15 protein-coding genes are annotated in these 12874 nt (G+C 57.4%); 11 read left to right on the forward strand and 4 right to left on the reverse strand.

The window, feature by feature from the left end; genetic code table 11:
- Window position 1 precedes the first annotated feature (1 nt).
- The 3 genes from ACIQWS_RS08145 to ACIQWS_RS08155 form a co-directional block, all read right to left on the reverse strand.
- A complete protein-coding gene (locus ACIQWS_RS08145) occupies window positions 2-805 on the reverse strand; it encodes an anti-sigma factor family protein (protein WP_403174452.1) in 804 nt (267 codons plus the stop codon).
- The gene (locus ACIQWS_RS08150) at window positions 802-1413 is read right to left on the reverse strand and encodes an RNA polymerase sigma factor (RefSeq protein ID WP_346307044.1); all 612 of its coding nucleotides are present in this window, start codon (window positions 1411-1413) and stop codon (window positions 802-804) included. The genes ACIQWS_RS08145 and ACIQWS_RS08150 overlap by 4 nt, the downstream gene beginning before the upstream one ends.
- 63 nt (window positions 1414-1476) lie before the next feature.
- On the reverse strand, window positions 1477-2040 hold the full coding sequence (locus tag ACIQWS_RS08155; RefSeq protein ID WP_346307043.1) for a hypothetical protein: 564 nt from the start codon (window positions 2038-2040) through the stop codon (window positions 1477-1479).
- Window positions 2041-2261: 221 nt separating this feature from the next.
- Here ACIQWS_RS08155 and ACIQWS_RS08160 point away from each other — a divergent pair, with 221 nt between their 5' ends.
- The gene (locus tag ACIQWS_RS08160; protein WP_403174465.1) at window positions 2262-3275 is read left to right on the forward strand and encodes a Tim44 domain-containing protein; all 1014 of its coding nucleotides are present in this window, start codon (window positions 2262-2264) and stop codon (window positions 3273-3275) included.
- Window positions 3276-3358: 83 nt separating this feature from the next.
- Here ACIQWS_RS08160 and ACIQWS_RS08165 read toward each other — a convergent pair whose 3' ends face one another.
- Window positions 3359-3733 (reverse strand): hypothetical protein, encoded by a 375-nt coding sequence (locus ACIQWS_RS08165; protein WP_346307041.1) that lies wholly within the window; start codon window positions 3731-3733, stop codon window positions 3359-3361.
- Window positions 3734-4027: 294 nt separating this feature from the next.
- Between ACIQWS_RS08165 and ACIQWS_RS08170 the strand changes: the two genes are divergently transcribed.
- From ACIQWS_RS08170 to ACIQWS_RS08215, 10 genes are all read left to right on the forward strand, one after another.
- Window positions 4028-4684: a response regulator transcription factor gene (locus ACIQWS_RS08170; RefSeq protein ID WP_346307040.1), complete on the forward strand. Its 657-nt coding sequence runs from the start codon at window positions 4028-4030 to the stop codon at window positions 4682-4684.
- On the forward strand, window positions 4681-6057 hold the full coding sequence (locus ACIQWS_RS08175) for a HAMP domain-containing sensor histidine kinase (protein WP_346307039.1): 1377 nt from the start codon (window positions 4681-4683) through the stop codon (window positions 6055-6057). The genes ACIQWS_RS08170 and ACIQWS_RS08175 overlap by 4 nt, the downstream gene beginning before the upstream one ends.
- Window positions 6058-6180: 123 nt before the next feature.
- Window positions 6181-6864 (forward strand): MtnX-like HAD-IB family phosphatase, encoded by a 684-nt coding sequence (locus ACIQWS_RS08180; RefSeq protein ID WP_223613344.1) that lies wholly within the window; start codon window positions 6181-6183, stop codon window positions 6862-6864.
- Window positions 6865-6887: 23 nt separating this feature from the next.
- Window positions 6888-8309 (forward strand): aminotransferase class III-fold pyridoxal phosphate-dependent enzyme, encoded by a 1422-nt coding sequence (locus tag ACIQWS_RS08185; RefSeq protein ID WP_346307038.1) that lies wholly within the window; start codon window positions 6888-6890, stop codon window positions 8307-8309.
- A 4-nt stretch (window positions 8310-8313) separates the two neighbouring features.
- Window positions 8314-9267: an arginase family protein gene (locus ACIQWS_RS08190; RefSeq protein ID WP_403174482.1), complete on the forward strand. Its 954-nt coding sequence runs from the start codon at window positions 8314-8316 to the stop codon at window positions 9265-9267.
- Window positions 9264-9617, forward strand: a complete 354-nt coding sequence (locus ACIQWS_RS08195; RefSeq protein WP_403174484.1) for an EamA family transporter — start codon at window positions 9264-9266, stop codon at window positions 9615-9617. The genes ACIQWS_RS08190 and ACIQWS_RS08195 overlap by 4 nt, the downstream gene beginning before the upstream one ends.
- Window positions 9614-10489, forward strand: a complete 876-nt coding sequence (locus ACIQWS_RS08200; protein WP_346307035.1) for a fatty acid desaturase — start codon at window positions 9614-9616, stop codon at window positions 10487-10489. The genes ACIQWS_RS08195 and ACIQWS_RS08200 overlap by 4 nt, the downstream gene beginning before the upstream one ends.
- The gene (locus tag ACIQWS_RS08205; protein WP_223613338.1) at window positions 10476-11294 is read left to right on the forward strand and encodes a carboxylesterase; all 819 of its coding nucleotides are present in this window, start codon (window positions 10476-10478) and stop codon (window positions 11292-11294) included. Before ACIQWS_RS08200 ends, ACIQWS_RS08205 begins: the two co-directional genes overlap by 14 nt.
- Window positions 11275-12453, forward strand: coding sequence for a GNAT family N-acetyltransferase (locus ACIQWS_RS08210; protein ID WP_403174491.1), 1179 nt, complete (start codon window positions 11275-11277; stop codon window positions 12451-12453). Before ACIQWS_RS08205 ends, ACIQWS_RS08210 begins: the two co-directional genes overlap by 20 nt.
- Window positions 12450-12866 carry an EamA family transporter gene (locus tag ACIQWS_RS08215; RefSeq protein ID WP_346307033.1) on the forward strand — a complete coding sequence of 139 codons (417 nt, stop codon included), beginning with the start codon at window positions 12450-12452 and terminating at the stop codon, window positions 12864-12866. The genes ACIQWS_RS08210 and ACIQWS_RS08215 overlap by 4 nt, the downstream gene beginning before the upstream one ends.
- Window positions 12867-12874: the final 8 nt, after the last annotated feature.

Here is a 12874-nt window from a genome sequence, read left to right on the forward strand (position 1 = left end):
GCTATACGGCCAGGCTTTGATGCAGCCTGTCGCTCATTGTCTTGATGGCATCCGGTGATTCGTGCCCGATCAGCATGAACGCGTGGGTATCGCTGGACCAGTACACGACATTCATCCCATGGCGCCGTTCGGTATCCGCGGCCCTTGGTCCCTTGGAGGACTGGACAATACACAGTGCCATCGGCGCCTGCGCCGCGTCCAGATAGGTAATCTGTGCCAGGGCCCTGCCCTCATAGGCCAGAATCTGAGCCCGCTTCAATACGGCGCCCGGCAGCTGCACGCGATCAGGCGTCAGCGAAAGGCCAAGTTGCGACCCGACATCCCGCAATTGCGCCGACTGTACCGCAACGTCCACGGGTCCATTGCCCAATGTCTCCCGGGTATAGAGCGACATGTATTGCGCGACGACCGCGCGCCAGTCACTGCCGTCCTGATCGCCGCGCAGACTGGACCGGAGGCCGAGGAAAGTCCGGTCGACCGCCACACCGACGGCAATGAAACCGATTGCCGCTGCCAGGAAACTCCGCCGATTCCAGCCGTTGACCTGTGGCCTGACCGGCTCGGGCGGCGAAATGCCGGCCAGCATGGATTGCAGTTTTTCTGCCGGTGCCTTGTCAAGCAGCGGATAAAAGGCATTCTTGAAGGGCAAGTTGCTCGAGGCGAGAAAATGCAGACGGTCGGCAACGGCCTCGTCGCTCTCGATCAGGCCTTCGACCTGCCGGCGTGTATCCGGATCAAGTTCGCCGTCGAGATAGGCCACCAGCATTTCATCGTTTTTCATGGTGTTGTGGTTGGGGTCGGTCATTGCGCGCTCCCCTCCTGCCTGCCCTGACCAGCGGATGCTGCAAGCTTCGCGCGCGCAGCTGCCAGCCGGCTCATGACCGTACCGATGGGAATATCCAGAAGTTCGGCCACCTCGCGATAGGAAAGCTCCTCGACATAGGCGAGGAAGACCACTGTCCTTTGCGCCTCCGGCAGAGCCTGAACCTGGCGCAGAACCTGATTGGCAAAGATATGCGTCTCGGTGTCCCTCGCCCCGTCGAAAATCAGGGTTTCATCGGCATCGACAAAGCCCTGCCCCATCCGCACGCGGCGCGACCGGACTTCGTTGAGCCAGATGGAATGAAGGATGGAAAACAGCCAGCGATCAAGCCGCGTGCCATGCGCAAACTGGTTTGCCCGCTCCAACGCCCGCACACAGGTTGCCTGCACCAGATCGTCGGCCACATCGCGCTGGTGAGACAGCACCACCGCATAGCGCCAAAGCCGCGTAAGGTGTTGGGAAAGTCCCGTCCGGATTTCCTGCTCGTTTGCGATGGTCGCCTCCGCATCGGACCGGGCAACACGGTCCGATGACTCCTTGCTACGCTTTGACTGACTATAAGCAGGAACCGTTGGATATGCGACAGGCATGATGAATCCGCTTTGAATTGTCATGATTGCTCGCCGGTTCGCTGGTTCGCGGCGCTCACTTCCCTACAGCTTGGACGGATTCTCGATGGCTTCCGCCAGATCGCGATATTCCTCGCAACCGGTTCCGCAAATACCTCTGATCTTGGCCAGCTGATCCTTGGCAAGATCAAGATGACCTTTGATGACGTAGGCTTCGCCGAGATATTCGCGCACTTTGGCGTATTGGGGGTCGAGCTCAACGGATTTCATGTAATAGCCGATCCCTTCATCCGTGCGGCCCAGCTTGCGGGTGGCATAACCACGGTAATTCAGTGCGACGGCGGTATTGGGATTCTTCAGCGTATCGAGGACGCCAAGCGCTTCTTCATAGCGGCCGGCCTCTGCCAGTGCGAAGGCATAATTTGTCAGATCGGAATCCGGAAGCAGGCTGCCCTGCTGCTTGACGCATTTTTGCGCTTTCGAGCTCCAGACTTCGCCCTTCGGGCAGGTCGGCGTCGCGTTCGAATCGCCGCCACCGCCTCCAGCCGCATATACAGGACCGGAAATGACTGCACCTGCAAGGCATGCGCCGAGCAGGACGACCGGATAAATCCGGCCAACGGACGGGAATTTTCCTATGTTGAACATCACGTTTTCTCCTGAAGCAAAGGGACTGCGATGGGAGAACACGCGGGATATCCGCTTTATTCGGCACGCCGGGAAATATTCTTTAAAATCCAATAGTCGGAAACCAAAAAATCCACCCAGAATTGTCCGTTTTATCCTGGTCGGCACTTAAAATTGCCGGCACCGCTTTCTATATGCGGGTGGCGCGCTGAAAATTGGCTGGTGCGTAACAGGAGAAATTTATGTCTGGTACTGCTTCCCGCATCATTCGCATCGTTGTGTTGCTCGTTCTGGCCTTGGCTGTCACGCTGAGTGCATTTGATATCGCCGACGCAAGGCGGGCGAGCGGCGGATTTGGCAGCCGCGGCACGCGCACGTTCGATGCGCCCGCAGCCACCCGGACAGCACCGTCGCCTGCCGCGCCGATTGAACGGACAATGACCCCGCGCCCGCAAACGAATCAGCCCTCGGCCATGCAGCCGCAGGCAGCCGCCCCGCGCCCCGGTTTCTTCAGCGGTTTTGGCGGCTCCATGCTGGGCGGCCTGCTCGTCGGCGGTTTGATCGGTACGCTGCTCGGTCACGGTTTCGGCGGCGGCTTCGGTTTCCTCGGCATGCTGCTGCAGATCGGCCTGGTGATTGGCGCGATCATGCTGGCCATGCGGTTTTTCGCCCAGCGCCGGCAGTCGCCTCTTGCCGCTTCGGGTCCGGTATCCGGCCAGGGTTTTGGCCGGCAGGCTGACCCGTCCGCATCCCCCTCATTCCGTATTCCGACCGTTGGAGCGGCGATGGGTTCCGGTTCTTCCCAGCCTTCCCAGAACGCGAGGCCGGCACAAGCCTCCGCATCGACCGATGAACTCGGCCTGACGCAGTCTGACCTCAATCAGTTCGAACAGCTTCTGACCAAGGTGCAGACCGCCTACGGGACGGAAAATTATGCTGAACTGCGGTCCCTCACGACACCGGAAGCCATGTCGTATCTGGCGGAAGAGCTCGGGGAGAATGCAACGAAGGGCGTGCGCAACAGCGTTTCCAACGTCAAGCTGCTCCAGGGCGATATCGCTGAATCGTGGCACGAGAACAATGCCGATTACGCCACGCTCGCAATGCACTATTCCAGCATCGATGCGATGCTCGACCGCACAACGGGCCGTCTTGTCGATGGCGACAACACCAGGCCGACCGAAACCACGGAGGTGTGGACCTTTGTGCGCAAGGATGGCTCGGAATGGAAGCTGTCAGCCATTCAGGCAGCTTGATCCGGTCACCCCTATTGATTTGAACAACGGCGCAGGAGCAAAGCTTCTGCGCCGTTGTTGATTCTCCGGGATCGTTGCCGCGTTTACTGCTTGACGACGTGCCAGACGCTGCCGACGCCGTCACCGCCGGTTTCGCCTTCCTTTGCATCCTTGGCAAAGGTGTAGAGCGGCTTTCCATCGTAAGCCCACATATCCTTGCCATCGGCGGCTTTGACGAGCGACCACTTGCCTGCGGCCTTCGCTTTGGCATCGGCGTGGAAAGCCGGCCATTTTTTCAGGCAGTCCGCATCGCAATTGGATTTGCCTTTGGCATCCTTGTCGAACGTATAGAGCGTCATGCCTTTTTCGGTGGCGAGCACCTTTCCGGCTTTTGTTTCAACCATCTTTGCCGGCTCAGCGGCAAATGCTGTCAGGGTCGTGGCAGCCAGAAGACTCATTGCTATCAGCAGTGTTTTCATCGATTTCACTCCCTCATCGGTTTGACCGGCGACACGCCAGCAATACCCATTTTACGCGAATGTACGTCGCGGTTCATGACGGTGCGACCCATTCTGATCCGAATTGAGGCACAAGAGAAGAACCTGCGAACAACAATTGAGACGATTGGTAACGAAGCGAAAACAGCGTAATGATTGTTTCAATCCAATGTAGGCTGGAACCCGGTCGCCTGCAAAAAACCGAGATTCCGGCCTATCCGCCACCCGTTACTGCCCCAAATGCTGTTTTCCAGCATTCAAACGATGATCTGAACAATGCGATTGCTGCTTATTGAAGATGACACGATGCTCGGCTCCTCGTTGAAGAAGGCGCTGGAAAAGCATGCCTATGGCGTCGACTGGATGCAGGACGGTGAAACCGGGCTCGCAGCCATGCAGGATTCGAGCTTTGCTGTTGTCGTTCTTGACGTCAACTTGCCCAGGATGAGCGGACTTGAAGTGCTCAGGGCGACCCGGCGCGACAAGAATCTTGTTCCCATTCTGCTTTTGACCGCCCGCGATACCCCGCTGCACAAAGTGGAAGGCCTCGACAGCGGCGCCGACGATTATCTGGTGAAACCTTTCGATCTCGATGAACTGCTCGCCCGCTTGCGCGCCCTGGTTCGCCGCAGCGAGGGGCGTGTCGACACGATCCTGAGATGCGCCGATGTCGAAGTCGATCCCGCAGCCAAGGTCGTGCGCAAGGCTTCAAACCAGGTGATGATGACCGCCAAGGAGTTCCAGCTGCTGAAGCTCCTGATGGAACGCGCCGGCAAATACGTCACAAAAAGCGATATCGAATATGCGCTGTACAGCGCCGAGAGTGCGGTCGAAAGCAATACAACCGAAGTCACGATCTATAATCTGCGCAAGAAACTCGGCAGCGATTTCATCAAGTCCATCCGGGGCGTGGGCTATATGGTGGACGCATGAGCAGGCCTACCCTTACCCGCAATCTGTTCTTTCGCGTTACGCCGACGATCCTCATCACCATGGCCATCATCGGCGGTTTTGCATTCAACAGCGCGACGCGTGAAATCAACAATGTCTACGACGCACAATTAATCAATGATGCCAATGTCCTGTGGATGCTTCTTCACAATCAGTTTGATGAAACGGGAGACGTCCCGCCCAAGCAGATCGCCGATATCGATTTCAACATGGGCAACCAGCTTGCGCTGAACGAGGACGCGGATGACTATGCCGACGCGCATATGTTCCGGGCATGGAAGGACAACAAGATCGTCCTTTTCTCCGGATCGACATTTCCGGCTGAAATCCCCTTGCAGCGCGCCGGCTTCACCAATGTTCCCTATGACAGCGAACTTTGGCGGATTTACTCCCTGCCGATCCCCGAAACGCATGTTGTGATCGAGGTGGCGGAAAAGGTCGCCATGCGCCAGACGCTGGTGTCGAACATCCTGCTCAACCTTATCTTCCCTCTGCTGATCCTCATCCCGTTGATCGCACTGTTGATATGGTTTGGCATCAACAGCGGCCTCAGCACCATCCGCATGCTGGTGCAGCAGATCCGCAGCCGCTCTCCGGATGACCTTTCGGCCATTCCGGTCGATACGCTGCCAAGGGATCTGTCACCGCTCGGCCGCTCGATCAACCAGTTGCTCGAGGATCTCGATGATTCGCTCAAGGCGGAACGGCGCTTTGCCGATCATGCAGCCCATCAGTTGCGCACGCCGCAGGCCGCATTGAAGCTTCTGCTGCAAATGTTGGCCCAGGCTGACAACGAGAAGGAGCGGCAGGCCATCATCGCCGACCTTATCATCAGCAATGAAAGGGCCACCTATCTGATCGAGCAATTGCTGCGTGCCGCCCGCGTCGGTCATCAGCCCATGCAATTGCAGGCCGTGCCGCTGTACAGCAGCGTGGCATCCATTGTTGCCGAAATGGGAAATCTGATAACGGCAAAGCAGCTGGACATGTCGCTTGACGGGGACGAGAAGGCGCTGGTGCGGGCCGATGAGCCTCTGCTTCGTCTCATGATCAGCAATCTCATCGAAAATGCGGTGAAATATACGCCCGCTACCGGCAAGATACGCGTGGCAATTACCGCGGCCAACAATTACTGGCGCCTGTCCATTTCAGACAGCGGGCCCGGTATCGCCGAACATCACCGGGAGGCCGTATTCCAGCGATTCTATCGTATTGATACGCCGCAGATCGAGGGAACCGGGCTGGGCCTGACGATCGTTGCCGATATCGTCAAGCGCCTGTCCGGCACGATTGCGCTGAAATCCCCAGCTTCCGGAAAGGGTCTTCTCGTAGAAGTGCTTCTACCAAAAGCATAATTTCGCTTCCACAGGACTGCTCTGTCCGCCCTCCATCGATTTCAGTTTGGCATCATCTTCGCATAATTTAGCGATCATCCATCGATGCTAGAAGCTCCTCACGTTCGCACGAGGAGTGTCTGCATGCATGTATTTTGTGATTTTGATGGCACCATTTCGCTTGAGGACGCTACCGATTTCATTCTGGAACGATTAGCCAGCCCTGCCTGGGAAGATATCGAACAGCAATGGAAGCAGGGCCTCATTGGTTCCGCTGAATGCATGGCACGCCAGATTGCCCTGATCGAAGCAACGCATCAGGAACTGGACAGCGCGCTTGATGACATCGCCATTGATCCGACCTTCCCTGCCTTTATCGACTTCTGCTGGGCCCAGGGCATTCCGGTCACGATCATCAGCGACGGTGTCGACTATTTCATCAAACGCATCCTTGCCCGGCACAAGCTCGATTATCTCCCGGTCATCGCCAACAAGCTGACGATCTCCGGTGTGAATGGTCACACCCGCTATGAACTCAGTTCACCGTACAGCGATATCGATTGTTCGTCAGCCGCCGGTGTCTGCAAATGCCGTTCCGTCGAGGCCTTCGATACGAGGGTCTATATCGGCGACGGCCGCTCCGATTTCTGCGTCTCCGACAAGCCGGAACTGGTCTTCGCCAAGGACAAGCTGGCCGAGTTTTGCACGGAACAAGCCATTCCGTTTGTCGGCTACGAGAACTTTTCCGATCTTACCCAGAGCCTGAAGAATGCGCTCCCCGGCTTCAACCGCCATCACGAGAGCGCTCCCCGTTACGCCACGGCGTAAAAATGCAACAGAAGAGAATCTTCATGAAAACCAACCTTGCCATCGAGCAGAATGACAATGCTGCCCCCAAGCAGATATCCGAAGCCGAACTTCGCGCCCTTGAGCAGGAATATTGCTCGCATGGCGATACAGTTCACTATACCGATCATCCGATGTTCTTCGACCGGTGCGAAGGCTCCTACGTCTACGACGCCAAGGACACCCCGTTCCTCGACTTGCAGATGTGGTATTCGGCGGTCAATTTCGGCTACCGCAATCCGCGCCTGAACGCCGCGGCGCATCGCCAGCTGGATACGCTTCCCCAGGTTGCCTCGCAGTACCTGCATCGCGAAAAGGTTGAACTGGCTGCCATGATCGCCAAGGATGCCGAGCGCAAGTTCGGCGCCAAGGGCCGTGTTCATTTCAACGTCGGCGGTTCGCAGGCCGTTGAAGACTCACTCAAGCTGGTGCGCAACTATACCGGCGGCAAGAGCCTGATGTTCGCCTTCGAGGGTGGTTATCACGGCCGTACGCTCGGTGCATCCGCGATCACCTCGAGCTATCGCTATCGCCGCCGCTACGGTCATTTCGGCGACCGCGCCCAGTTCATCGAATTCCCCTACCACTTCCGCGGCCCCAAGGGCATGAGCAAGGAAGAGTATGGTCATTACTGCGTTCAGAAGTTCGCCCGCCTGTTCGAAAGCGAATATAACGGCGTGTGGGACCCGAAGACCGGCAAGGCCGAATACGCCGCCTTCTATGTCGAGCCGATCCAGGGCACCGGCGGCTATGTCATTCCGCCGATGAACTTCTTCAAGGAACTCAAGAAGGTCCTCGATGATCATGGCATTCTGCTCGTGGTCGACGAAATCCAGATGGGCGTCTACCGCACAGGCAAGCTGTGGTCGATCGAGCATTTCGGCGTGACACCCGACGCACTCGTGTTCGGCAAGGCAATCACCAACGGCCTCAACCCGCTGTCCGGTGTGTGGGCCAAGGAAGAGATGATCAATCCCGGCATTTTCCCGCCCGGCTCCACCCATTCGACCTTCGCCAGCAACCCGATGGGTACCGCTGTTGCCCTCGAAACCATGAAAATGCTCGAAGAAGAAGACTTCGGCGCAGCCGTCATGGAAAAGGGTGCCTATTTCCTCGATGGTCTGAAAGAGCTGCAGAAGCGTCATCCCACCATCGGCGACGTTGACGGCCTCGGCCTCGCGCTGCGTGTCGAAATCTGCAAGGAAGACGGCTTCACGCCCGACAAGGCAGCGCTCGACTGGATGGCCGATGAAGGCATGAAGGGCGATCTGGTCGTCGGCAACAAGAAGTACGGTCTCGTGCTCGATGTTGGCGGCTACTACAAGAACGTCATCACCTTGGCACCAAACCTGCTGATTACCCGTGAGGAAATCGACCTGGCGCTCACCCTGCTCGATCAGCTTTTCACGCGCGCCGCCAAGAGATAATCGGATGCAACTCCTCCTTCTTCACCTTGATGATGCGCTGGAGTTGCAACCCGACTTCGTGCGCGCCTGTATGCGAACCGGCGCGCGCCAGATCCACGCGGAAGACCATGGCCTGATGGTTCGTCTGTGGGGCCACCAGACGGCCATCGACGCCCTCGACGACTGTCTTTCCCGGCAAATGGTTGGCGATCAGAAGCAGCCGCATCTGTGTTTCATGGGATCGGGCGATTTCCACCATGTCAGCGCCCTGCTGGTCGCGGCCGCCCTTGAAAACAATCCAGGCCCGGCAACGCTCATTCACTTCGACAATCATCCGGACTGGGTGCATTTCGGCAACGGCATGCACTGCGGCTCGTGGATCAACCGCGCCCTGCAGCATCCCGGCCTTGAAAAGATTGTGACAATCGGTGTCTGCAGCGACGATCTGACCAATCCTGAACGCAAGGGCGCCAACCTGTCCCTGCTGCAGCAGGGACAACTGGAACTTTATCCCTATAGCCATGCGCCAAGCCGGGTGCGCAAGAACTATGGCAGTGGTGCCAGCTATGAGCAGAAAAACGGTGTCTTGAGCTGGAAGACAATCTCGGAGATCGGTGAAGACAATTTCATCGGTCAGCTGTTGTCGCGCATCAAGACCGAGGCCGTGTACCTCACCATCGACAAGGATGTGCTGGTGCACGATGACGCCATCACCAATTGGGATCAGGGACACATGCGTCTGCCCTATGTGCTGTCTCTCATTACCGAGATCAGCAAGCGCCACCGGATTATCGGTGCGGACGTGACCGGTGACTATTCGACGCCGTCCTATGCCGGCAACTTGTGGACGCGCTTCACCAAGCGTGCGGAAATCTTCATTGACCAGCCGCACACGACGCCCGACCCGGTGCTCACAACCAATATCAACAGTGCTGCGAACCATGCATTGCTGGAAGTCCTGTCGGAGGCCATGGGATGACCGGCACCCTCACCCCTGCCATGCTGGCCCTGATCGCGTTCTGTGTGCTGACGGAGACCGCACGGGAAGTCTGCTTCAAGCATTCCGCCGACAACGAAACACTGTCCGCGGCTTTGGTCAAACCCATGACCTGGCTCGGCGTCTTTTTCTGGGCTCTCGAACTCGTCGGCTGGACGATCGTGCTCGAACACGTGCCGCTGTCGATTGCCTTCCCGCTCATGGCCTTGAGCTATGTCGTCATCGTGCTCGCCGGAGCATGGATATTCAAAGAACAAATCAACCTTCGCCACGCAGCCGGTGTGCTGTTCATCACAGCCGGCGTGGCTTGTGTAGGAGCAACAGGATTATGAAACTCTTCGCTCATACAAGGTGGGATATAGCGCCTGTTCTGGCAGCCATCGCTCACCTTCTCTTCAATATCTATCTGGTTGTCGGCTTCGAAAGCCGCCCTCTGTGGCTGTCGCTCGTTCTCGGCGGGTTCTATGCAGTGTCGATCTCGTGGAACATCAACAGCATTTCGCACAACTTCATCCACACGCCCTACTTCAAGCCGCGTGCGATGAATTATGCCTTCAGCCTGCTCGAATCGATCACGATCGGTTTCTCGCAGACCTATTATCATTGGATTCACATGCGCCATCACTCGGGCAACAGCGACCGTCCGAACGAAAAGGGTGAAACCATCGACTGGCTGTCGATTTATCGCCACGGCAAGAATGGCGAGCCGGAAAATGTATGGAGCTATACGTTCCTGAGCTTCTTCCGCGACAGCCTCGGCGATATTCACAAGGCCATCGGCAAGAACCGCCCGTTTGACGCCAAGTGGGGCCGTTTCGAACTCTATGCATTCCTGGGGCTGGCAGCGATCGGCTTCCTTTATGACTGGAAGGCAATGCTGTTCTTCGTTCCCTTCTACTATCTGGGGAATTGTCTTTCCTCGCTCAACGGCTATTACGAACACCTCAACGGCGACCCGGAAGAACCCATCGCCTGGGGCGTCAGCAGCCATAACCGCTTCTACAACTGGCTGTGGTTCGGCAACGGCTACCATGCCGAGCACCACTATCGTCCGAAGACCCATTGGACCGAACTGCGCACCTTCCACGAAAAGATCAAGGAAGACCAGGACAAGGCTGGCGTCCACGTCATCAGCACCTGCCATGCGCTGGGCTTCATGGCCAAGGAAAACAGAAACCCGGATATGATCGATGCAGATGTCTGATGGATTGAGCTATTTCCTCGAAGGCTCGAATGGCAAAGGTGTATTGCTTGTTCATGGACTGACGGGTGCCCCGGCAGAAATGAAAATGCTGGCGCGACAGCTGAATCGCAAGGGATACAGCGTCTATGCTCCGCTTCTGGCGGGGCATGGCGTTGACATGGCAACCCTGACGCAAACGCGCTGGCAGGATTGGCTGCACAGCGTCGAGGAAGCGACGGAAAAATTCGCGCCCTACAACAATGAAACATTTGCGGCCGGCATCTGCATCGGCGGCAAATTGTCGATGATGGCCGCACACCGCAAACCGAACAGCATCAAGGCTGTGGCGATCTATTCGCCCTGCTTCCACTATGACGGCTGGAACGTGCCGCACTATTACTGGCTGCTGTCGCCGTTCATCGAACTCCTGTCATACATCCCATCTGTTGCCCGGCTGAATTTCAGCGAAACATCGGCGCTGGGCATCAAGGATGAACGCATCCGCCGCATGATGGAAAGCATGGAAGCGGAAGGCGTCATCGACAAATTCCCCGGCAAGGGCATTGTCGAGATGTACCGTCTCGGCAAGGAGCTGAAGAAGAACCTGCCGCAGATGCAAACGCCCACACTGATCCTGCATGCGACGGAAGACGATCTGAGCAGCCCGAAACATGCGCGCTACATCAGCCGCCATATTGGCGGGCCGCATCAGTTGAAATGGATCGAAGACAGCTACCATATGATCCACGTGGACCGGCAGCGTCAAAAGGTCGGTGACTATACGGCGGAATTCTTCGAGGCAAACAATGCACCAGCCTATGCATGATCAGTTCCTGCCGCAGACGGCCGCATCGCCGGCAATCCCGGCGGTGGCGCAGGCGCGCGTGTTCGATTCCATCCGCGATATCGGCCACGAAGCATGGAACATGTGCTTTGCCGGGGAAGTCGAGGATTATGACTGCCTGCTGGCCATCGAGGAAGCCGGCATCGCCGGTTTTGCCTTCCGCTATGTCACGGTCGTCGAGAACGGGCGGCTGCTGGCGGCCATGCCGGCGTTCCTGACCGATTATCAGCTGGATACGACATTGGAAGAAGGCCGCCTGCGCCAGTTTCTGCGCCGCATACGGCAAACCTATTCGCGCTTACTCACACTGAAGCTCGCCTGTCTGGGCTCTCCATGCACCGAGAACGGCGTCACGGGCTTTCATCCCGATCTGCCGGAACAGCGCAAGGCCGAGCTGTTTTCGCTGGTCTTGTCTGGATTTGAGCACTACGCCAAGGCGAATGGCTGTTCACTGATCGGGATCAAGGACGTACCGGAGCCAACCACGGCAGCCTTTGGCACTGTCTTCTCCGACCGTGCCTTCGCAGGCATTCCGGGGTTGCCGACGGCCTGGCTCGACATCAATTTCGACTCCATCGAAACCTATATGGCGCGTCTTTCCTCCGGCACCCGCAAGGATATGCGCCGGAAGATGAAGTCATTCGAAAAGATCCGGATTGAAAACCGATCCGACTTCGGAACGATGCTGCCGCAGGTCATGGCGCTCTACCACGACACCCGCAACCGCAGCGAATGGCAGTTTGAAGAACTGACCGCAGATTATTTCGACGGCGTCCTGCGCCGCATGCAGGGACGGTCATTCTGCACCTTCTACTACGCCGGCGACCAGCTCCTGGCCGCCAATCTGCTCGTGCATGACGGCAACACGCTGATCGACAAGTTCTTCTGCATGAACAGCGCCGAAGGCCGCGCCTACAACCTGTACTACCTGAGCTGGTTCACCAATCTGCGCCATTGCCTGGAACATGGGATGACCCGGTATCAGAGCGGGCAGGCCTATTACGAGAACAAGATTCGTCTCGGCAGCCAGCTCACGCGCAACACCATGTATTTCAAGCACCGCAATCCGGTCGTGCAATGGGCATTGCGGCTGGCTTCGCCGCTCTTCGCTGCGGATGAAACGCTGAAGGACAGCGCATGAAGCCGATCAATCTCGTCTGGTTTGCCATTCCCCTCTTCAACACCCTGTTTCAGGTTTTCATCAAGCTTGCGGCGGAACAGATGACCGGGCTTGGCTTTAATATGGCCTGGCTGATCCACGCCGCCACGTCGCCCTGGATGCTTGCAGCCATTGCCGCCGAAGTCATCTGCTTCGTTTTCTGGCTGCAAGCGCTGGCCCAGCTCGACCTGAGCAAGGCATTTCCTCTGACCGGTATCAGCTATGTGATGATCCTGGCGACCAGCTGGCTGATCTTCCAGGAAGACATCACGCCGCTGCAGATTATCGGCAGCACACTGATTCTGATCGGGGTTTGGCTGATTGGAACAGCGTCGGGGGAGCGAAAGGACACGGAACCGTCACTCTCCGGCGCTATACCCCATAAATTGCGTTAGGCGGATGA

Source organism: Phyllobacterium sp. NPDC097923, assembly GCF_044760925.1.
Classification (GTDB): Bacteria; Pseudomonadota; Alphaproteobacteria; order Rhizobiales; family Rhizobiaceae; genus Phyllobacterium; species Phyllobacterium calauticae.

Coding starts and splice junctions, on each gene's coding strand:
- ACIQWS_RS08185 (WP_346307038.1), top strand. CDS start 6,888: ATGAAAACCAACCTTGCCATCGAGCAGAATGACAATGCTGCCCCCAAG.
- ACIQWS_RS08155 (WP_346307043.1), bottom strand. CDS start 2,040: ATGTTCAACATAGGAAAATTCCCGTCCGTTGGCCGGATTTATCCGGTC.
- ACIQWS_RS08180 (WP_223613344.1), top strand. CDS start 6,181: ATGCATGTATTTTGTGATTTTGATGGCACCATTTCGCTTGAGGACGCT.
- ACIQWS_RS08170 (WP_346307040.1), top strand. CDS start 4,028: ATGCGATTGCTGCTTATTGAAGATGACACGATGCTCGGCTCCTCGTTG.
- ACIQWS_RS08175 (WP_346307039.1), top strand. CDS start 4,681: ATGAGCAGGCCTACCCTTACCCGCAATCTGTTCTTTCGCGTTACGCCG.
- ACIQWS_RS08215 (WP_346307033.1), top strand. CDS start 12,450: ATGAAGCCGATCAATCTCGTCTGGTTTGCCATTCCCCTCTTCAACACC.
- ACIQWS_RS08150 (WP_346307044.1), bottom strand. CDS start 1,413: ATGCCTGTCGCATATCCAACGGTTCCTGCTTATAGTCAGTCAAAGCGT.
- ACIQWS_RS08210 (WP_403174491.1), top strand. CDS start 11,275: ATGCACCAGCCTATGCATGATCAGTTCCTGCCGCAGACGGCCGCATCG.
- ACIQWS_RS08205 (WP_223613338.1), top strand. CDS start 10,476: ATGCAGATGTCTGATGGATTGAGCTATTTCCTCGAAGGCTCGAATGGC.
- ACIQWS_RS08190 (WP_403174482.1), top strand. CDS start 8,314: ATGCAACTCCTCCTTCTTCACCTTGATGATGCGCTGGAGTTGCAACCC.
- ACIQWS_RS08160 (WP_403174465.1), top strand. CDS start 2,262: ATGTCTGGTACTGCTTCCCGCATCATTCGCATCGTTGTGTTGCTCGTT.
- ACIQWS_RS08165 (WP_346307041.1), bottom strand. CDS start 3,733: ATGAAAACACTGCTGATAGCAATGAGTCTTCTGGCTGCCACGACCCTG.
- ACIQWS_RS08195 (WP_403174484.1), top strand. CDS start 9,264: ATGACCGGCACCCTCACCCCTGCCATGCTGGCCCTGATCGCGTTCTGT.
- ACIQWS_RS08200 (WP_346307035.1), top strand. CDS start 9,614: ATGAAACTCTTCGCTCATACAAGGTGGGATATAGCGCCTGTTCTGGCA.
- ACIQWS_RS08145 (WP_403174452.1), bottom strand. CDS start 805: ATGACCGACCCCAACCACAACACCATGAAAAACGATGAAATGCTGGTG.